At 46.6% G+C, this 20,369-nt stretch carries 20 protein-coding genes; 3 read left to right on the top strand and 17 right to left on the bottom strand.

Annotation, left to right across the window (positions count from 1 at the left end; genetic code table 11):
• Window positions 1–262: 262 nt before the first annotated feature.
• The 9 genes from QUB51_RS11600 to speB form a co-directional block, all read right to left on the bottom strand.
• Window positions 263–715: an NADAR family protein gene (locus tag QUB51_RS11600; protein ID WP_333056541.1), complete on the bottom strand. Its 453-nt coding sequence runs from the start codon at window positions 713–715 to the stop codon at window positions 263–265.
• Window positions 716–920: 205 nt separating this feature from the next.
• Window positions 921–1,226 (bottom strand): hypothetical protein, encoded by a 306-nt coding sequence (locus tag QUB51_RS11595; RefSeq protein ID WP_333209158.1) that lies wholly within the window; start codon window positions 1,224–1,226, stop codon window positions 921–923.
• 172 nt (window positions 1,227–1,398) lie between these two features.
• Entirely contained in the window at window positions 1,399–1,947 is a 549-nt protein-coding gene (gene frr, locus QUB51_RS11590; RefSeq protein WP_333056539.1) for a ribosome recycling factor, read from the bottom strand.
• Window positions 1,934–2,662, bottom strand: coding sequence for a UMP kinase (gene pyrH / locus QUB51_RS11585; protein WP_333056538.1), 729 nt, complete (start codon window positions 2,660–2,662; stop codon window positions 1,934–1,936). The genes frr and pyrH overlap by 14 nt, the downstream gene beginning before the upstream one ends.
• A 395-nt stretch (window positions 2,663–3,057) precedes the next feature.
• Entirely contained in the window at window positions 3,058–3,456 is a 399-nt protein-coding gene (msrB, locus tag QUB51_RS11580; protein ID WP_333056536.1) for a peptide-methionine (R)-S-oxide reductase MsrB, read from the bottom strand.
• Window positions 3,457–3,525: 69 nt separating this feature from the next.
• Entirely contained in the window at window positions 3,526–5,343 is a 1,818-nt protein-coding gene (modB, locus tag QUB51_RS11575; RefSeq protein ID WP_333056535.1) for a molybdate ABC transporter permease subunit, read from the bottom strand.
• A gap of 421 nt (window positions 5,344–5,764) precedes the next feature.
• Window positions 5,765–6,589, bottom strand: coding sequence for a molybdate ABC transporter substrate-binding protein (gene modA, locus QUB51_RS11570; protein WP_333056534.1), 825 nt, complete (start codon window positions 6,587–6,589; stop codon window positions 5,765–5,767).
• A gap of 179 nt (window positions 6,590–6,768) precedes the next feature.
• Window positions 6,769–7,326, bottom strand: a complete 558-nt coding sequence (locus QUB51_RS11565; RefSeq protein WP_333056533.1) for a thioredoxin family protein — start codon at window positions 7,324–7,326, stop codon at window positions 6,769–6,771.
• 133 nt (window positions 7,327–7,459) lie between these two features.
• Window positions 7,460–8,389 carry an agmatinase gene (speB, locus tag QUB51_RS11560; protein WP_333056532.1) on the bottom strand — a complete coding sequence of 310 codons (930 nt, stop codon included), beginning with the start codon at window positions 8,387–8,389 and terminating at the stop codon, window positions 7,460–7,462.
• 190 nt (window positions 8,390–8,579) lie between these two features.
• On the opposite strand from speB, the gene QUB51_RS11555 reads away from it, so the two are divergent.
• A complete protein-coding gene (locus tag QUB51_RS11555; RefSeq protein WP_333056531.1) occupies window positions 8,580–9,503 on the top strand; it encodes an alpha/beta fold hydrolase in 924 nt (307 codons plus the stop codon).
• A gap of 42 nt (window positions 9,504–9,545) precedes the next feature.
• On the opposite strand, the gene QUB51_RS11550 is transcribed toward QUB51_RS11555, so the two are convergent.
• From QUB51_RS11550 to QUB51_RS11540, 3 genes are all read right to left on the bottom strand, one after another.
• Entirely contained in the window at window positions 9,546–9,974 is a 429-nt protein-coding gene (locus tag QUB51_RS11550; RefSeq protein ID WP_333261485.1) for a DUF202 domain-containing protein, read from the bottom strand.
• A gap of 220 nt (window positions 9,975–10,194) precedes the next feature.
• Window positions 10,195–11,610, bottom strand: a complete 1,416-nt coding sequence (locus QUB51_RS11545; RefSeq protein ID WP_333209165.1) for an LCP family protein — start codon at window positions 11,608–11,610, stop codon at window positions 10,195–10,197.
• A gap of 104 nt (window positions 11,611–11,714) precedes the next feature.
• Complete coding sequence (locus QUB51_RS11540) at window positions 11,715–12,089, bottom strand: hypothetical protein (RefSeq protein WP_333056528.1); 375 nt, start codon at window positions 12,087–12,089, stop codon at window positions 11,715–11,717.
• A gap of 613 nt (window positions 12,090–12,702) precedes the next feature.
• Here QUB51_RS11540 and rpe point away from each other — a divergent pair.
• Window positions 12,703–13,404: a ribulose-phosphate 3-epimerase gene (gene rpe, locus QUB51_RS11535; protein WP_006632078.1), complete on the top strand. Its 702-nt coding sequence runs from the start codon at window positions 12,703–12,705 to the stop codon at window positions 13,402–13,404.
• A gap of 96 nt (window positions 13,405–13,500) precedes the next feature.
• Here the strand turns inward: rpe and QUB51_RS11530 are convergent, their stop codons facing one another.
• The 5 genes from QUB51_RS11530 to QUB51_RS11510 form a co-directional block, all read right to left on the bottom strand.
• On the bottom strand, window positions 13,501–14,283 hold the full coding sequence (locus tag QUB51_RS11530) for a DsbA family protein (protein WP_333209168.1): 783 nt from the start codon (window positions 14,281–14,283) through the stop codon (window positions 13,501–13,503).
• 563 nt (window positions 14,284–14,846) lie between these two features.
• On the bottom strand, window positions 14,847–15,359 hold the full coding sequence (locus QUB51_RS11525) for a hypothetical protein (RefSeq protein ID WP_333056526.1): 513 nt from the start codon (window positions 15,357–15,359) through the stop codon (window positions 14,847–14,849).
• Window positions 15,360–15,475: 116 nt separating this feature from the next.
• Window positions 15,476–15,919, bottom strand: a complete 444-nt coding sequence (locus tag QUB51_RS11520; protein ID WP_333056525.1) for a hypothetical protein — start codon at window positions 15,917–15,919, stop codon at window positions 15,476–15,478.
• A gap of 77 nt (window positions 15,920–15,996) precedes the next feature.
• On the bottom strand, window positions 15,997–16,179 hold the full coding sequence (locus QUB51_RS11515; protein ID WP_333056523.1) for a CsbD family protein: 183 nt from the start codon (window positions 16,177–16,179) through the stop codon (window positions 15,997–15,999).
• A 391-nt stretch (window positions 16,180–16,570) separates the two neighbouring features.
• Window positions 16,571–16,777 carry a hypothetical protein gene (locus QUB51_RS11510; RefSeq protein WP_333056522.1) on the bottom strand — a complete coding sequence of 69 codons (207 nt, stop codon included), beginning with the start codon at window positions 16,775–16,777 and terminating at the stop codon, window positions 16,571–16,573.
• A 550-nt stretch (window positions 16,778–17,327) separates the two neighbouring features.
• Between QUB51_RS11510 and urtA the strand changes: the two genes are divergently transcribed.
• Entirely contained in the window at window positions 17,328–20,252 is a 2,925-nt protein-coding gene (gene urtA / locus QUB51_RS11505) for an urea ABC transporter substrate-binding protein (protein ID WP_333056521.1), read from the top strand.
• Window positions 20,253–20,369: the final 117 nt, after the last annotated feature.

Below are 20,369 nucleotides of genomic sequence, written 5' to 3'. Positions count from 1 at the left end.
ATTAATCCGTCGCGCACTTGTCAGAGACGACGGTGTATCGCCTCTGGTGGGCTGGGGCAAGTCAAATCTGCGATCGCGCCAGTTTAACCCTTGCCTTCAACAGGCAGAGCGACTTAAGCAAATAATAATTATTATTTTAATGCTCTTATAAATTTCTCGCAATCTTACACTCTCACTAGGAGAATTCTTCATTGTTAGGATAACTTGACATTTGTTGTAGAACTTCATATAATGATAATTAACGAAAGAATTTGAGTTTCTATCAGCGCCCTTGGTGCTGACTAATTTCTTGGCGCACGCTCATCAGAATTTTACCCAAATGATTTTGACCGGTTCGGTCGCAGCCACACCCCCAGTAGTAATCCGTTGGCGAATCCTCTACAATTACTCGATCCCCTGTGGCGAGGAGAATCGCTTGAATGTCTGTATGAGTGAGAAACTTAGTTAAAACTGCTTCGCGCATAATGGGAATTTTCACGGCTTCCCAATCAGCGCGAATCCGGTGGTTGGGATCGCGACCTAATTTAGCGGCTTCTTGAGGAGTTGCTACGGCTTGAATCGCCGCCACTAATCTTTGATCGGTGCTGACAAATTTTTGGGCTTGATAGTAATGTTCCACCGTCAACCAATATTGACCGTGCAGAGAAATGTCGTGTAGTGAAAAATTAGAAAAGCAGCCATAAGGCTCCTCTACTTTATAAAAATAAATTATCATTTGATTTTAGATTTTAGATTTTAGATTTTAGATTTTAAATTTTACAGGATTTACGCAAAATCCAATTATCTAGGGTGCTTAGGGGCGCACCTTACCGCTATTGGGAATGAGGAATTGAGAATAAGGAATTGGGATTTAAGAAGATTCTCTCTTTTTTCTTCCCTCAAAATCCATGCGTTAAATCCGTTGCTGAACTTCCTTCGTTCTAAAGCGGCATCAGCTTTTTAAGAGCGCAGTTAGCGATATCGGCATAACGCGGTTCGCCACACAAAATTTTGCTCATCAACTGAGTAGTCATCGGCAATTTGACGCCCGCTCTGTAAGCAGCTCCTGTAAACTGATAGAATGCTCTAGCCAAGCGACTGACCCAAATCAGATGAGTGTTCCATTCTTGGGCGATCGATTGAGTGTAAGGCTCCTTAGCGTCGTCGGCACATCCAAGAGCTCGATCGAGCGCCTCAGCAGCCTTAAATCCACTAAAAATGGCAGGACGAATTCCTTCACCGGACAACTGGTAATGGGTGATTGGTCAATGGGGCAGGAGGAATGGGTAAGTTAATGAGTGTGAAATCTTGAGTTTTTAACTCACAACTCACAAATGATTAAGCGTCTGCTCGTTGTTCGCGGCCGGCTCTGAACAATCTCAAAACTCTTCCTATTCCCCATGCCCAATTTCCCATTCCCTAAACAGTCGTGATATCTTTCTCTTTGGCTGCCAGAACTTCTTCTATTTTGGCAACGTACTTGTCCGTCAGCTTTTGAATTTTATCTTGCAAGTCGCGGGATTCATCTTTAGAGATATCGCTGCTTTTTTCCTGCTTGCGAATCGAGTCAACGGCATCGCGGCGGATATTGCGAATTGCAACTTTACCTTCTTCAGCAAACTTACTGGCCATTTTGACAAATTCTTGGCGTCTGTCGCTTGTCAGCGGCGGAATGTTCAAGCGAATAACTGAACCGTCGTTGTTGGGAACGAGTCCTACATCGGACAGGGAAATTGCTTTTTCGATCGAGGTCAGCGCTGTACGATCGAACGGTTGAATGGTGATCGTAGTCGCATCCGGGGTGCCGATATTGGCAAGGGATTTGATCGGAGTTGGAGAGCCGTAGTAGTCTACCATGACTCGATCGAGGAGGGAGGCGTTGGCCCGTCCCGTCCGAATAGTATTAAAAGACCGTTGAGTAGCCTCAACTGCCTTTTGCATATGATCTTCTGCTTCAGCTAACTTCACAAAAACCTCCGACAAGAGTTCCAATAGATTCTCCCATTACAGCTCGGTAGATGTTGCCCGACACCGAGAGGTCAAATACCATAATAGGAATATTATTTTCTTTGCAAAGGGCGATCGCCGTACTGTCCATCACCCGCAAATCTTGATTCAAGACGTGGGCATAGGTGAGGGTTTGATACCTGCGCGCGTTGGGGTTGACGTGGGGGTCAGAATCGTACACCCCATCTACCTTAGTAGCTTTAAAAATCACCTCTGCATCAATTTCAGCCGCCCGCAAAGCGGCTGTAGTATCAGTAGTAAAAAAAGGGTTGCCAGAACCGGCACCAAAAATCACTACTCGTTTTTTTTCTAGGTGGCGAATTGCCCGCCGCCGGATGTAGGGTTCAGCTACTTCTTGCATGGCGATCGCCGATTGCACCCGCGTTGGCACTCCTGCTTGTTCCAGGGCATCCTGCAAAGTGATAGCATTCATCACCGTAGCAATCATACCCACATAATCAGCCGTTGCCCGATCCATCCCTGCCGAAGCAGCTTTCACCCCGCGAAAAATGTTGCCGCCACCGACAACAATCGCGATTTGAATGCCTTGGGACACGACTTTGGCCACTTCCTGGGCGATCGACTGAACCACTATCGGATCGATCCCGTAGCCCAAGCTGCCCATCAGCGCTTCACCGCTGAGCTTCAGCAAAACTCGCTGATATACCATCCCCATGCCGCCACTATTTTTTTACTCTTTTTGCCTCCACCATAAGATAGCAGTATGGGTGCATTTTGAACATCAATTGCCCGGAACAGGCATCCTGCTTGTGCTGCCAGAGAATTTGTTTGTGGCGTCGGCTGCGCCGGTGAACAGGCAAGATGCCTGTTCCACAACCGGATTGATTTTTTCTCAGTGAATGCGCCGGTGAACAGGCAAGATGCCTGTTCCACAATCGGATTGATTTTTTCTCAGTGAATGCGCCGGTGAACAGGCAAGATGCCTGTTCCACAACCGGATTGATTTTTTCTCAGTGAATGCGCCGGTGAACAGGCAAGATGCCTGTTCCACAACCGGATTGATTTTTTGTGGGGAGTAGGGGTTGGGCTTCTAGCTAGCCCCTAAAAGAATCAATCCTTGGGAACGAAATTAAGAGCAGCAGAATTCATGCAGTAACGCTGACCGGTAGGTTTGGGCCCGTCGTTAAATACGTGACCGAGATGAGCGTCGCAAACAGCGCACAGTACCTCTGTTCGGCGCATGAACAAGGTGTTATCGGACTCACACTTGACATTTTCTTCGCTAACTGGAGCGTAGAAACTCGGCCAACCGGTACCGGAATCGTACTTGGTTTCTGATTTAAATAGCTCAGTGCCGCAACAAATACACTTATAAATTCCGGGTTTTTTGTTGTCGTGATATTCGCCGCTAAAAGCTCTTTCCGTTCCTTTTTTGCGGGTGACTTTAAACTGTTCTGGCGTTAGTTGTTGTTGCCATTCCGCGTCGGTTTTTTTAACTTGTTCAGTCATGATTTGATGTTGGGTTAAGATGTATTTAGCTGTTGAGTGTTGACGGTTAACGGTATATTGCTAGTTAACTCAGGCTTCCATTAATATTAACCTAATTGGCTCGATATGAACATACCAGGGAAAAGGATTGTCCTTAATAGCTCTCCACTTTTCCTTGAAAACTTCGGCTTGTAAGTGATAATCTTGGGAATCATTGGGAGGCGAGTGCAATTTGAGATATAATGTCACCCGGTGCGGAGTTTCCACAGTCGAGGCGATCCAACAAGCAAAAGTATTTTCACGATCGCACCCGCTGACAAAACTCAGTTGATGAGCCCGAATTCCCACAGAAACTAGAGATTTGGGAATTGGTTCGACTACACTCAGAGTACAGCCCCAGTCGATCGCCTCCACGAGAGTTACGGAGATCGGTTTAGCGGCAGAGAAGTTCTTGCAGCCCGTCAACTGGGCGACGGTGAAGTTGCGGGGGCGATCGAAAATGTTCTGTTTTGTATCAAAGGCGATCGGCTTTCCCTCAGCCAACACCAACAGATTTTTGCACACCCGGTAAACTTCCTCTAAATTGTGACCCACAAACAAAGTAATTCCCCGATAATTAGCCAGAGTCAGCATTAACTCCCGTTCCAGTTGACTCCGCAAGTGAGTATCCAAAGCAGAAAACGGTTCGTCTAACAGTAGCAATTCTGGAGAAGGGGCGATCGCCCTAGCCAAAGCCACCCGCTGCTGTTGGCCCCCCGAAAGTTCGTGCGGGTAGCGATTTTCCATTCCCGACATTTGCACCGAAATTAGTTGTTCTTTTACCCGAAGTTCTTGCTCGCTTTCAGATAAATGCTGCAAACCAAACGCAATATTTTGAGCAACAGTCAGGTGAGGAAATAAAGCATAGTTTTGAAACAAAAAACCGATGCGGCGGTCTTTAGAAGCTACATTAATGCCCTGTGCGGAGTCAAATAAAACCCTGCCATTGACTGCAATTTTACCGCTCATTGGAGTTTCCAAACCAGCGATGCAGCGCAGAGTCATGCTTTTTCCCGAACCCGACGCGCCCAAAATTCCCAGCACTTCCGGGCCGATATCGAAGCCGACATCCAAGGCAAAGCTGGAGAGAGGTTTAAAAATGTTTAAAAAAAGTCCGTTTTTAGGTTGTTGTTGGGATTTTGTGGTAAAAACAGACGCGAATTTAGGAATATTTGATTGCAATCTATAACTCGAATTCGGTTTGGGCGATATCTTTTGTAAATCAGTCCAAAAGTTAACAGCAGTTAGCACGCTCAAAGAAATACTCAGAATAATCAAAACCCAAATAGCAGCTTGCCTCATATCCCCAGCTTCCACAGCAAAATAAATTGCCATCGGGATAGTTTGAGTTTGTCCGGGAATATTCCCCGCTAACATCAACGTCGCGCCGAATTCACCCAAAGCGCGGGCAAATGCGAGAATAGTTCCTGCTAAAATTCCCGGCCATGCTAGCGGCAACATAATCCGCCAAAAAACTTGCCACTCCGATGCTCCCAAAGTGCGGGCTGCATTGAGAAGATTGGCATCAATTTGCTCAAAAGCTCCCAAAGCAGTTTTGTACATGAGGGGAAATGATACAACTGTGGCAGTAATGGCGGCCGCTTGCCAAGTGAAAATTATAGTTAAGTCGAATTGTAGCAAAAATTGCCCGATCGCCCCATTTCTCCCAAACAGCAGCAGCAGCAAAAATCCCACTACTGTCGGCGGCAAAACTAAGGGAGAAATGAAAATCCCTTCAATTAAAGCTTTACCTCTGATGCGAGTTGAAAGCATCCACCGGGCGGCGGCTATTCCCAGGAAAAAGGTAATAAATGTCGCAATAGCGGAGGATTTTAGAGATATCCAGAAGGGAGAAATATCAAATTCCATAAATCCTAGGGACGGGTTTCACCAACAATAATTGCCTCAAACACATAATTTACTAAACCCGCTTCCACCCAAAGATAAATCAAAATGTATAATTTGGGGATTCGCTCCTAGGGGCGGGTTTTACCAACAATCTTCGGCTAATACAAATAATCCCGTAAACCCGCCCCCACTTGGGCGGCAAATCGAAATGTACCTCTTTGAATACACAAGGTTATCTGTTGTGTGAGGGCGGGTTTATATAGATTGTTGGCGGGAATTAGATATTGTTGGTGAACCCGCCCCTACAAAATTTGGTTGTATCTCACATCTTGCACCATTCTCAAGAACAGGCTTTCCGGCCTGTTCCACAAAGAGTGAATTTTATTGTGGAACAGGCCGGAAAGCCTGTTGCTAAACAAGTAATTGAGAATAGTGCAACATCTCAGTTGTATGAGACTAATTGGCGAGCCATCCCAAATCCGTATTTCTGAAATACTATTTTAGCCCGATCGCCCCCCAAAAAGTCAACAAACCTTTTCGCAGCAGCCGGATTGCGGCTGTTTCTGATAACTGCCAGCGGATAAACAATGGGCGAATGCAAATTTTCGGCAGCCGTTAGCAGCACAGTTACTTTGTCGGAGGCTGTGGCGTCAGTCGCATAAACTATACCAGCATCAACGTTACCGCTTTCGACGAATGTCAGCACTTGGCGGACGTTATTTCCTAGCACTAATTTTGGCTGTATTTGCCCCCACAATCCAAGTTTATTTAACATTTCCTGAGCGTATTGTCCGACAGGTACGCTCTTGGCTTCGCCGATCGCAATTTTCTTGATTCTGGCATCTGTCAACTGTTTGAAATCGCTCAAAGCAACACCGTTTTTGGGAGTAATCAAAACCAGGCGATTTGTCAGCAAATTGCGGCGCGTGTCGTTAATTAGCAGGTTAGATTGCTGCAAAGCATCCATTGGGTTGGTGGCGGCGCTGAAAAATACATCTATCGGTGCTCCCTGCTGAATTTGCTGTTCTAGAGCACCGGAAGCACCAAAATTATAAGTAATAGTAAAATTCGGATTACTGCTTTGATAAACAGTTTTGATTTCCCCTAAAGCTTTCGAGAGACTGATAGCAGCGGATACGTTTAAGGAGGTGCGCTGCAACGTATCGACTGAGGAAAAGTTCTTAAATAAGTTCCAACTAATCAGCAGTGCTAGCAGGAAGGCGACTGCGAAAATTAAGTTGGGAATACGTCTACTTTTTAAGTTCACAGACAATTGTTTTGAATCTTTTTACTCCTTACCAGGCTCTGCCTAGTAAAGCAGATTCGGAGGCTGTATCTCCAATTTTCATCCAGTCTTTGACGAGGCAGAGCCTCTGGAGATAGGTTCCCAGGCACAGCCAGGGAACCAGTTAATAATTAGTGCGGGAACGTTAATTTTAAATCTGCCTACGATCGCCATTTGACGGAACAGCCTATTGCCTCTGTAGTTGAAGGCTCAACGGGTTGACTGTTGAGCAATTGGTCGATCGCACTCCGCAGATAAGAAACCTGCACCGCCGCCGGATCGTCAGCGTTGTCGTCAATTAAACCTTTATAGCGCAGTTTGCCGTCTTGGTCTAACAAAAAAACCTCCGGGGTTTTAGAAGCCCCAAAACTTTCAGCCACATCTTGAGCAACATCTCGGATATACGGGAAGTTGAGTTGATTGTTGGTGGCAAAAATTTTCATATTCTCAAAACTGTCGTCGGGATACTGGTTTGCATCATTAGCATTAATCCCGATTAAAGTAACATCTCGATCTTGAAAATCTGCTTGAAGTTCTTTCATGCGATTGAGATACAACTGCACGTAAGGGCAATGATTGCACATAAATATCACCGCGATCGCCCGAAATTTTTCTAAATATCGAGCTAAATGGTGAACTTCGTCGTCAACTCCCGGCAGTTCAAAATCGGGAGCGTAGCCGTTAATGGGAGTACCCGTTGTATCCATTAGTAAACTCATGTTTTCAGGAGGTGAAGAGGAGTATTTGCCAGCATGAAAGATGAAACTGTCAGCACGAATAAAATTGGCTGTTGTTTGGCTTTAGCTTAATTCTAGCCTTGCCAACAGCCTATTGTGATTCGTGCTTCGCGATTTATTCCTCGTCTGGCTTTAGCCAACCTTGAGCCAGAGCTTGGTATCCAATAAGTTTGTATGCTAATTTGGCGGCGGTAAATTCTGAGACGACAGAATCTACAATAGGTGCTAATTCCATAATGTCACACCCGATTACTTCGTAGGACTCGAAGACGCGGCGCAAAAATGCGGTGAGGGAATACCAATTTAACCCGCCCGGTTCGGGTGTTCCCACCCCTGGAATTAAAGTCGGATCGATGCCGTCTAAGTCGATCGTCAAAAATACTCGCTTAGTTGTTATGCTGGCAATTGCGCGATCGGCCCAATCCGGTTGAGTAGCAATTTCTCTGGCTCGAATCACGTTTAGCTGTTTGGCTTTAATCAAGTCGGCTTCTTCCTTGCAGATAGCGCGAATCCCGATTTGCAGTGTCGGTAAGCCCATATCGACAACACGTCGCATCACGCAGGCGTGGTTGTGAATCGAGCCTTCGTATTCGTGTCGCAAGTCGCCGTGGGCGTCAATTTGCACGACTGTGAAAGGTTCATCCGGGTATGCTTGGCGATAACCTTCGACAACGCCGGCAGTGATGCTGTGTTCGCCTCCGAGGGAGATGACAAATTTATTTTCGGTAACTAGCTGGTAGACTGCTGCTTGGGTTACTTGCAGCATTTCTGAGGATGAAACTGGTTGTCTGTTGCGGGTATCGGCGATCGGCTCTTTTGTATAAATTCCGACATCGTAGCAAACTTCGGCATCCAATTCTTCGTCGTAGCACTCGAGTTGATGAGAAGCTTCTAGAAGTTTGGCGGGCCCGTTTTCGCACCCCCGGCGGTAAGTGGTGGTAGCTTCGTAGGGAATTGGTAAGATTACTACTTTGGCGGTGTCGTAGTCGGGTACAATTTCAGACCCCAGAAATGGTACGACTGCTGTGGAAACGATCGTTGGCATAAGGGAAATTTTAATACAGCAAAGAAGTCAGCAGGTTTAATCGTGACATACTATCGGCTCTAACTGCAAAGTAGTCATTAGTCATTAGTCATTAGTCATTAGTCATTAGTCAGCAGTCAGCAGCTAACAATGCCCCATGCCCTATGCCCCATGCCCAATCTAAAATCTAAAATCTAAAATCTAAAATCGCATGACATCTTCTACTCCCGCTTCGTCAACACTTATTTCGCCTCAAACTTGGCTGTGGAAAGGCTTTCCGATTTGCTACCAGGCTGCGGGTTCCCAGGGGCCTGCGGTGGTGTTTGTCCACGGTTTTGGTGCGTCTTGGGGCCACTGGCGCAAGAATTTGCCGGCGCTGGCTGCTGATTGCCGCTGTTATGCGATCGACCTCATCGGTTTTGGCGGTTCTGCTAAACCCGCGCCCAAGCTTGAGATTGACTATACTTTTGAAACTTGGGGTCAGCTAATTGCTGATTTTTGTCGGGAAGTTGCGGGCGGGCCGGCTTTTTTGGTGGGAAATTCGATCGGCTGTGTGGCAATTATGCAAGCGGCTGTTGATTTTCCCGATATTGCTTCTGGCGTAATTTTACTCAATTGTTCCCTACGCTTGCTGCACGATCGCAAACGCGCCGAAATGCCTTGGTATCGCAGTTTTGGAGCGCCAATTGCACAAAAAGTTTTAAATGTCAAGTGGATAAGTCAATTATTTTTTAAACAATTAGCAACGCCAAAAACAGTAAAAAAAGTGCTTTTGCAAGCTTATCACCGTCCTGAAGCTGTCAGCGACGAACTGGTAAATATGCTGCTGGAACCTGCTAAAGACAGCGGCGCAGTTGAAGTATTTGTGGCCTTTATCAGTTATTCTCAAGGCCCGCTACCGGAGGATTTGTTGCCGCGTTTGAGCTGTCCGGCTTTGATTTTGTGGGGTACGGATGACCCTTGGGAGCCGATCGCCTTGGGGCGAGAATTGGCAAAGTTTCCGGCTGTTGAAAAGTTTATTCCTTTGGAGGGAGTGGGCCATTGTCCCCAGGATGAAGCGCCGGAATTGGTCAATCCTATTTTACTCGATTGGATTAAAGAGCGATCGAGATTTGCCGACAATCCTCCCCTTTAATCAACAAAGGAAGAGGCACTTTAGCTAAGCGATCGGGTTAACTTAGAATTGAGAGTTTTTAGGAGTTGAAGTGGGAGCTATATTTGCGCGATCGCGCCATAGCACCAACGGAATGCTTAACGTTCCTAAAATCATTACAACTCCAGTTAGAATCCAAACTAGCACACGATTTGGGCGATAATCACCTCGCTCAATTTGCCAGAATACTCGATTATAACGCCATGCTGCTAAGGCAATGACCGCAATCCCAAAAACGACCAGACTCAGCCCTAAAGTTTCGGAGTTGAAGAAGGGAGGGGAGGAAACTTCTTGCTGAGTCACTGTAGCTTGCAATTGACGGAGAAATAAACTGAACCGACTGATTGCAAACCCAAAACCAACTAAAGCCAGTGAAGTTCGTAACCATGCCAGAAAGGTGCGTTCATTTGCCTGATGTTCTCGCTGTCGGTCTATTTTATCACCCTTGTTCATCAACCCTACCTTGATAAAATATCTTAAGCTTTCCCTCGTTGATTATTGTTTCACTTGTGACTGCGGAGGGAAGTATCGGTATTGCGATCGTGATTCATCATCACCCAAAAATATACTATCAGTAAATAGACAAAAAAGCGATCGCCTCCATCTCTACCAACAGAAAATAAGAGGACACAGCAATGCTGTGTCCCTACAAATACCCCAGTTAAAATCCAGTTTAAAAAGACTTAGGCACACTGCCGGACTGAGCCTTTTTCTCCAACCAATCCTGACCCAATCTGATTGTGACATCCGAATTCAAAGAACCGGTACTCTCAACCAACACATCTCCAAAACCCAAAAACTGGCGAATCGCTTGAGCACCTTTAATATCGCCCTGTTGAGCTACTAGAGTAGTTACCTCCAGCGGTTCGGGCCAAGCTTTATAAACCTGAACATTCCGATAACCGGCTTGAGTCAAATTATTGACAAAATCTTCAACAGCCGATGGATCTCCGGTACTATCTTGAATCGCCACCTTCAGAAAAGTCGAATCAGCATTCTCAATTGTCCAAGTATTTTGGCCGAAGTCAAAATGTTCCGCCACCATAGTTTCGATGGCATATTGGTCGGGCAACCAAAAACTTGCTTTGTAGTCCTTAGAATCGCTAAATTTGCCGGGAACCATCAACATCTGCACGCCAGCGCGATCGGTTTGAGTAGCAAAACCAGCCAAAGCTACCAATTCTTCTATACTCAAATTCGTGTCAAGGTGAGACTGAATCACCGATAAAATCTTCGGTAGTCGAGACAGCAAACCTACATTTACTTCCTGTTCCACAAAAGCCCGCATCAACAATTGTTGGCGCTGCACCCGCCCGATGTCGCCCAAATCGTCGTGCCGATAAAGCAAATATTGCACGATTTGTTCGCCGTTGAGTTTCTGCTTGCCAGCCTTTAAATCTATATATAAATGCTGACTGTGATCGGTATATTTCATGTCTTTAGGGACATTAATAGTAATGCCACCCAGGGCATCGACCAAACTTTTTATGCCATGAATATTAACTGTGACGTAGCGGTCAATTCCCACACCGCCCAGGAGTCCGCTGACTGCCTTCGCTGACGAAGCCGGGCCACCGTGGTAATTAGCTTCGTTGATTTTCACCTCGCCCCTGCCTTCAACATAGGTGCGGGTGTCTCGCGGAATGGAAAGCACGCTTAACTTTTTATTTTGAGGGTCAAACCTCACCAACAGCATGGTATCGGTTAAGCCCTTAAATGAGTTTTCCCAAACCTCGTGTCCGACATCTTTGTTGACACTTCCTTCGATGTCAGAGGTCAGAACTTTAAGCCCTAAAACTAAAATATTAACTGGCCGAGTCAGCTCCGGCATCTTCATGTTGAGCTTTGCCATGTCGCCTTGAGAAAATACGGCTGCTTCTTCAGGGCTCAACTTTTGTTGCTGAAGCGGCGTTGTAGAAAGGGAGACGGCTAGCAACGCTCCGGCTGTGGCTGAGAGCATGGCTACTCCAGCCAAACCAAAACCAAAACCCAGCCAACGGCCTCGATGGGGCTGGTTCGATTTTTTGGTTGCAGGTTGAGCAGTTGATTGTTGGATAGGGTCTTGATTAGGAATTTTTTGAGCTGGCACTGGCTTCCTCACACACAACAAAAATAAAAAAGATAATGGCAATATGTAGTATCAAGCTGAAGACGCACTCAATCAATAGGGTAGGGGCTTAAAAAAACCCTAAATTATGATAAATGTTTGCCTACTACTTGCTCGGCTAAGCGACTAATTCCAGGCAACCATAGCGGTTGACGCTTCCAGAGGCGAACCATCAGTCCCAGAGCAACGATGAAATAGCTGGTTGTTAGCAGGCTACTCATTAATAACATGGGAAGTGTCTGAGATTCCGCAGAAATCGCTCCAGCTTCTAAAAGAATATGTCCTAAGAGCCAACTAAAAGCAAGGGCAATTGCCAAGCGGCTGATGGCTTTGCGTTCGGGACTACCCTGACGGCGGTAAAGAGTCCACAGGGCTGGGAAAAAGCCGATGACTGGGATCATTAATACAAACAGACTGGCACGATCGAGTTCAGGATTTTCTAAGGGATCTGTATTTTTCATAAAAAAACTCGGTAAGTGGGAAACTCAGCGACTTCAGTCCTGAGAGGAAAACGACTCGGCGATTTCAATCGCCTTGAATCTTTCCCCTGTCGGGTTGGAGGGGTATGGTTGCCCCTCCGATGAGGTATGGTTGCCTCAGTCTCCCTTGCGGGGTAATGTTCGTGCAGACCTGGTTATAAAGGCTTGTTAGACCTGCGACACTGTTTCAGTGACTTTAAAACTGTTTAATCGCAGGTGACAGAGCGGAAAACTGGCGTCGCATTCGCCGGTGTCGTGACCTAAATAACGTCTCCTCTTGCGAGGGGTCTGGTCAGCATAGCTTGCTCGATTTCTCCTACAAGCTCAGTGGCTTTAGCCCTGAGTTACTGACAATTCGGTACTCAAAATTTGCAGAAGGTGAGATTTTGCACACAAGTTATTTGTTAGAGGGAAAATTTATATCCTAAACCAAAATTCCGAGAGCAGGGCTGGGGATATCGCCAAAATTGTCTGTCACAGGCCAAATTTTTCTGCCCTCCCAATCTCGCGACCGATCGTTGGCAACTTTTCGACCCGGAGACCCGTATTTTGATAAACTGGATACAGCACAGCAGTCAGGAGAACAGACTTAGCCATGACCCAATCCCAAAAACCCATCGTTATTGCTCCATCCATATTATCAGCCGATTTTAGCCGTCTTGGAGAAGAGATTCAGGCTGTCGATCGAGCTGGGGCTGACTGGATTCACGTAGATGTGATGGACGGTCGCTTTGTTCCTAATATTACTATCGGGCCGCTGATTGTTGAGGCAATTCGCCCTGTTACTACCAAGGTAATCGATGTCCACTTGATGATTGTGGAGCCGGAGAAGTACGTCGAGGACTTCGCTAAGGCTGGTGCTGACATTATTTCGGTTCACGCGGAACACAATGCTTCGCCTCACTTGCACCGCACCCTCGGCCAAATTCGGGAATTGGGGAAAATGGCTGGTGTGGTTCTGAATCCTTCGACGCCTTTGGAGTTGATCGAGTACGTGCTGGAACTTTGCGATTTGGTGCTGATTATGAGCGTCAATCCGGGCTTCGGCGGTCAAAGTTTTATCCCGGCTGTTTTGCCGAAAATTCGCCAGTTGCGTAAAATGTGCGACGACAAGGGCCTCGATCCTTGGATTGAGGTAGATGGCGGTTTGAAGGGGAACAATACTTGGCAGGTTCTGGAAGCGGGCGCAAATGCGATCGTTGCTGGTTCTGCTGTGTTTAAGGCGAATGATTACGCAGCGGCGATCGAGGGTATCCGCCACAGCAAGCGCCCGACTCCTGAGTTGGCTGCGGTTTAATCAAAGATTTTTCGAGTTTTTCGGGTTTTTCTCGTTCCCAGCCTGCTTTGGCTGGGAACGCATTTTTATACTCGGTTTCCAAGAGTCAGGAATTACTTATTTCGAGACAGAGGCGAGAATGCTTTCCATCTCAGAAAGCTCGACCGCCCCGGAGAAAGTTTCGCCGTTCATAATAAAAAACGGAGTGCCTTCAATGCCTAGTTGTTGAGCAAGTTGCACGTCTTTGGCAATGGCGGCTTCTGCAGCGGGGCTGTTGCGATCGGTGTTGAATTTATCTAATTTTAGATTGAGCTTTTGGGCGATCGATGGGTACAATGGATCGCCTAAATCTTTCTGCCCTTCAAACAAAGCGCTGTAATATTCCCAGAATTTGCCCTGCTGCCCCGCCGCCCAAGCTGCTTTAGCTGCCGGTAGCGCTTGAGGGTGAATAGAAGTTAAGGGAAAATGCTTGTAAGCTAAAGTAACTTTGTCCTGGTGTTTTGCCATAAACTGCTTGACAGTATCGTGAGCGCGCGCGCAAAACGGACATTGAAAGTCAGAGAATTCTAAAAGTACAATTTGCTGGGAAGGTGAGCCCGTAGTGGGAGAATCCCCGATCGCCGATTTGGGATTAGTTTTCATCTCCTGCAAAAATGATTCCTGCGCTGCTTTGAGAGACTGCTGCTGCTGTTGCTGGTACGCTTGTACAGACTCTAAAATTACTTGCGGGTTTTCGCGGATCACCTGCAAGACTTGCTCTTTGAACTTGGGATCGACTGAATTGCCAGCCGTTGACTGTGCGGGGGAACAACCGATAAATACCAGGCAACCTGCGAGGATTGCAGCCAAGCAGAAGGCTTGCTGGCTGCGGAGTTTTCGCCAAATAGTGGATATGTTCATCTTTTTTTTCTGATTCACGACAACACTTAATCCTACATTTAATTTTGCGGAGTGTCAGGTATACCGCTGTTGACTGCGGTGCAGTTATTTTTAGCTTTAAGCAATAATTAGTAATTCGTAATCAGTAATTGGCAAGTTTTTTTACTTACCGGAACCGCTAGGAACCCCATAATTAAGATTTAAACAATCGGGATTTAGTATTATAATCTTATGTTTCCTCGAACGACCGCCATCAAAGATGTTTGTACTGAGGACTAAATTTTGAGTGAGTTTTATGATGACTAAAATCCTCCATAAAAACGCGATCGCGGTTATTTTACTACCGGACTAGATATAACATCTAGTCCGATCGATTGACCCTAATATCCCGGCCGGGCGGGTTTTTGAGATTGTCAATTATTGGCAGATATGGTTCGTGAACCCGCCCCTACCTGATTTCGGGTAAAGCGAAGCGGAGGGAATTGACCGGACGAGATATAAAATATAAAAGGACGATCGCCCAGGCAATCGTCCTTTTATTTGCGGCAGGTATTATCAGTTTTTAGGCTTGTCTGAATCCAAGATTATTTGCGGTTGTTGAGCCATTTAGCAGCAACTATTCCCAAAATACCTGCAACAACTGGATTTCCCAAAAACTTCATCAAACTTGGCTGTTCGGCCAGCACTTCTTGGAAAATATCCGGGTGATTGTGATAGGTAAACGAGGCCAACTTGGTAACATCGTCAGCATTCATGCGGCTGGCGTGGTGGGTAGAAAGTCCTAGCTGCTTTTCCAATTTGCGATCGTCCAATCCTCTCTTGCCCAAATGCTTGAAGAATTCCCGCGCTACATCGTCGCGTTCATTTGGCTTAATTTGGGCGATCGCCTTTTGCAATTCCGGTTCCAACTGAGCCGGCGGGAGGGAGTCGTGATTCAGGGAACGCCCGAATAATTGTTTGCGCTGAGCGGGCGAAGTTCTCTGAGCAAAATCGTCAAAGTTTTCGTAATCTTCACCAGTTGTCTGCGGCATCATTTCTCGATCGCCCTGGGCTAAATCGTTCATGATTTGACGCTTGTAATTATCGCTGCTACTCATGGTAACTCTCTTCCAATCTACACAACATTTCAGTCTTAAATTGAGATGGCTTCGCAATCAAAAAACTGCCGAATATTAAACCGCCTCGCGGCTATCATTTAAGCTTGCTAACTCGGTCAAGACTTGTATTCAATTTGATTTGATTGCTGGTCGTACTTAGCAGTCAAAATCAGTTTTTTGTCAGGAGCGTAAACCAAAACACTTACATCTTGATTTGGAAAATTGCGGTGAAAACCTTGTGCTAAAGATTTGGCCAAATCTTTCACTTCAGTCGGGCGGACTTGCGGAGTAATTACAACTCCCAACTTGTTATTGTCGCGCACGTAAGCATCCTGAACAAGACCCTGAGCCGTCTTTGTTACCCATTTACCAAAATCTTGACCTGCGGCGGTATTGCCACGTTCTAGTTGCGCGTAATAACCCTGACTGCCACCAATTGCTACAGGTACATCACTCGGTTTTTGGGCTGAAACGCTGGGCGCGCACGCAGTCGTAATAGCCAGCATTAATACCAAGAGTACGCCCGCAATTATTTTGCGACTCTGCTGCAATAAACTCACCTTTTTTCCTCCCTTCTGAAAACAACTTGAATACTTGAAAGGGTCAGGTTGCTCGACCCTCTCAATTAGTATTAGGCTTAGTCTAGTTTCTTTTTGAGCTCATCTTTTACATCTTCGATGGCGTGACCAGCTTCAGCTTTTGCCTGCTTGGCTTTGCCTTCTGCTTTATCCTTCGGGTCGCCAGTAATATTACCTAGGGCTTCTTGAGCTTTGCCTGCGATGTTGTTGCCAGTTGCCTCTGCTCTATCTTTAGTGGTCATGGGTTTCTCCCTATCTGTATTTAATTTGACATTTTTTACTTAAACTCATCATAGGTAACTATGAGCTGCGTTGCACTCTACCTCTAGGAAGAAAGAATGAATAACAAATGGAATAGGGAATAGGGAATAGGGAATGTGGAAAAATTATTTTAAAATTTTAGACGGACTGCCACTTTCATACTTGCCGCATTTTTTTTACCGCTTCTACTGGCTGCAATTAAGTATTTATTTTTGTAAAAAAATGCTGGATGGTCGCCCGTGCGTCCAAGAGTATTTTTTTAAACCCAAAAGAATTTATAATTTTAAAATTATCTTTAATTCTGCCTTAAAAAGGCGGGTGTCGGCAAGACTGTATCTTACCCACACCCGAAAAAATTCCGTATTAGTAGTTTTAATCTACCTTGTGATGACATTCTTCATCAATTTTGTGCTGAAGTTCTTCTTTAAACTGTTCGACAGCGTGCATAGTTTGAGCATCTTCTTTTTTTTGCTGGCCGAGGGCTTTTTCTGTTTCCTCGCCGAGCAAGGTTTCCTTTGATTTTGGTAGCGTGACTTGATTTTCGCTGCCAGTGTGGGTCGCGTTTTCTTGACTATTCATTAGTTTTTCCCCTATTGTTTGCAAAATTTATTTTTAACAAGGGTACTTAGAAGTTAACCTTATATTTATCATAAGGGAAATCACGAGGGCTTCCCTCTGTCTGAAGGGAGATAGGGGCTGGTGAAGAGTTTTGAGTTTTATAGTTAAGATAAATTACGGAAAATTGCATTAGCCCGAAAGGAGATAGGGGAAGGGGAATAGTGCGTGAGATTGCTTGGTGAGTAGCAAGGCGCGGGCTGTGAATGAGTTGGGGAACGGCGAGGAGGGGGGAGAATTGTTCTGCAGCGCGCGCGATGGCATTAAGTGTCGAATGTTGTTGTATGAGGCTCTTTGGACATCGGTAAAAGATGAAGAGAGAAATGGGAGGCTGTTTAGTCCAGACTTAGGTCTATGCTGAGAGTTTGACAGTTAAAATCAACAGGGTGCAGCAATTTCCACGTTTGGTGGCGATCGGGTTAAATAATCTGCTAAACAAGATTTAGCCTCAAGGCTAACTTCGTGCAGGATCGAACTAAAATTTCTGTTATTAGTAAAAATTATCTAAAACCCTATGGGAGCAAGGAGCAGTAACCCCCTCGCAGCAGCAGGCTCGACTCGTGAGCCGATCAAAATAGGCGTTTTGCATTCGCTGACGGGCACGATGTCCATCAGCGAAATTTCTGTTAAAGATGCGACGCTGTTGGCTGTTGAGGAAATTAATGCGGCGGGAGGGGTGCTCGGACGCCCCTTGGAAGCGGTTATAGAGGATGGAGCCAGCGATTTGCAAACTTTTGCTCAAAAAGCTAAGCAATTGCTCCTAGAAGCGCAGGTGGCGGTGGTATTTGGCTGTTGGACTTCGGCGAGCCGCAAAGCTGTACAGCCGGTTTTTGAACACGGCAGCGGTTTGCTGTTCTATCCGGTGCAGTATGAAGGGCTAGAAAAGTGTCCGAATATTTTCTACACTGGTGCGGCCCCAAACCAACAGATTGTGCCTGGGGTGAATTACTTGCTGGCACAGGGGAAGCGGAAAATTTTCCTGTTGGGTTCGGATTATATCTTTCCCCGCACGGCAAATCGGATTGTGAAAGTTCAACTGGCGGCACTGGGGGGAGAGTTGGCGGGGGAAGTGTATCTGCCGCTGGGTTCGAGGGAAGTGGGCGAGGCGATCGCACATATCTTAGCAGTGAAACCGGATGCGATTCTCAACACTCTCAACGGGGACAGCAATGTGGCTTTTTTCCAAAAGTTGCGGGAAGCTGGCGTGAAACCCGATGATTTGCCGGTGATGTCGGTTAGCGTAGCAGAAGAGGAAGTGCGGGCGATCGGGCCGTCCAATATTGCTGGACATTTGGTGGTTTGGAACTATTTTCAAACGGTGGATACACCGGAAAATCGTAAATTTGTCAAGGCTTATAAAGCCCGATACGGGGAAAATCGAGTCACGGATGACCCGATCGAAGCAGCTTATTTGGGCGTTTACCTGTGGAAGCAAGCAGTAGAAAAAGCTGGTTCGACAAATGTGGTTAAAGTCAGGGCGGCTGCTAAAAATATTGAGTTTGCAGCGCCTTCGGGGAAGGTAAAAATAGATGCCCAAACTCAGCATATTTGGAAAACAGTGCGGATTGGCAAGGTGAGGCTGGACGGTCAAATTGAGGAGATTTGGAATTCCGGCGCACCGGTTCGGCCCGATCCTTTTCTCAAGGGCTATCCTTGGGCGGCGGCACTTGCTACGAGGGGGATTTCTCTGGGAACTCGGGCGTCTTTGAGCGGGCTGTTTGTCATCTTGGTACTGATAACTTGGATGGCGGTGGGAGTCGGGTGGATGGGTTCTGTGGAGATGAAGAACTATTTGCTGGCAATAGAGGCGGCCTCAGCTCCTGCGGGGGTTTCTGAGGCCGCAATGGCGGTGTTGGTGCAGCAAACTCTGTTTGTGGCGAGCCGCACTCAGCACTGGCTGATGGGGGCTTTGGCTTTGAGTTTGATCGCGGGAATAGGGGGTTTTGTGTCGGTGTCGGCAATTATTCGGAATCTCGGCTTGCTGCGGGAAACTGCCGAACAGATGGCTAGCGGTGATTTGACGGCTCGATCGCCGGTGGTTTCTAATGACGCGATCGGGGTGCTATCTTCTACTCTCAATACAATGGCTCAGCAAATTAGCAGTTTGCTCAACGGTTTGGAGGTGCGGCAGCAGCAGCTAGAGGAACGATCGGAGGAATTGGAAGTCGCTAAGAATGCTGCGGAAGCTGCCAACCGGGCAAAAAGCACTTTTTTGGCAAATATGACTCACGAGTTGCGGACGCCCTTGAATGCGATTATCGGCTACAGCGAGCTGCTGCAAGAAGAGGCTCTGGAACTCGGCGAAGAAGAGTTTGTGATGGATTTGGCAAGCATTAATATGGCTGGCAAGCAGTTACTCTACATTATTAGTGACATCCTGGATATTTCTAAAATTGAAGCAGGAAAGATGACTCTTTTCTTGGAGACTTTTGAGGTGTGGGATTTGATCGAGCAAGTTGTCACTACTGTTCAACCGACGCTAGGGAAAAATGGCAATACTTTGATCGTCAATTGCGATCGCAATATTGGCACGATCTACTCGGATTCGTCGAAGCTGCGACAAGCGCTGTTGAATTTGGTGAGCAATGCTGCTAAGTTTACCGATCGAGGCAAAATTACGATTAATGTTTGGAAGGAAGAAGGGGAGGTTTTGTCGGTCGGCAATTCCGAAGAACTCTCGGCAGATCCTTCTCGGTGTCAACAGCCGTCGATCGTGTTTCAAGTCACCGATAGTGGCATCGGCATGACTGAGGATCAGGTGTCGAGGCTGTTCGGAGCTTTCGCTCAAGCGGACGATTCTACTACCCGCAAATACGGTGGCACCGGTTTGGGGCTGACAATTAGCCGGAAGTTTTGCCAGATGATGGGCGGAGACATTACCGTTGAGAGTGAGTTTGGCTGCGGTTCTAGTTTTACGATCCGGTTGCCGATTGCGGTTAAAAACCCAAAAGAAGCGCAGGAAGATCGAGAAATTGAAGAAATGCAGCCGAAGTATGGCGAGGAGTTGGAAACGAGTGTAGCGGCGACTGAAGCGAAGCAAAAAGAAGTGCGATCGCAACCGCTGGATCTGCCCGATGCTGCTACGGTGCTGGTGATTGATGACGATCCAGATGCGCGGGATTTGATGACTCGCTGCTTGTCGAAACAGGGATTTCGGGTGCGATCGTCGGCTAGCGGTGAAGGGGGGCTGCTGTTGGCGAAGGAGTTGCTGCCCGACGCGATTATTCTGGACGTGATGATGCCAAGTATGGACGGCTGGGCGGTGCTGTCTGCGCTGAAAGCCGATCGAGATTTGGTTGATATTCCAGTGATTATGATAACTTTTTTGGACGACCAAAATCAGGGTTTGGAATTTGGAGCGGCGGAGTATGTGAGGAAGCCTGTGGATTACAAGCGCTTTGCTGCTTTATTGAGTAAATATCAGGGTATCGGGAAGTAGTTAGTTGACTGTTGACTGTTGACTGTAATTATTACTGTTCTGGACGCCACAAATTGTTAGATCCGCTATTGATAAGGGTAAGGTGCGTCGCCCGGAAAAATCTGCAAGTTTCATTTC

Source organism: Microcoleus sp. AT8-A3 (genome assembly GCF_036705675.1).
Lineage (GTDB): Bacteria > Cyanobacteriota > Cyanobacteriia > Cyanobacteriales > Microcoleaceae > Microcoleus.
The sequence above is the reverse complement of the archived record's forward strand: the minus strand, read 5'-3'. Positions and strand labels throughout refer to the sequence as shown.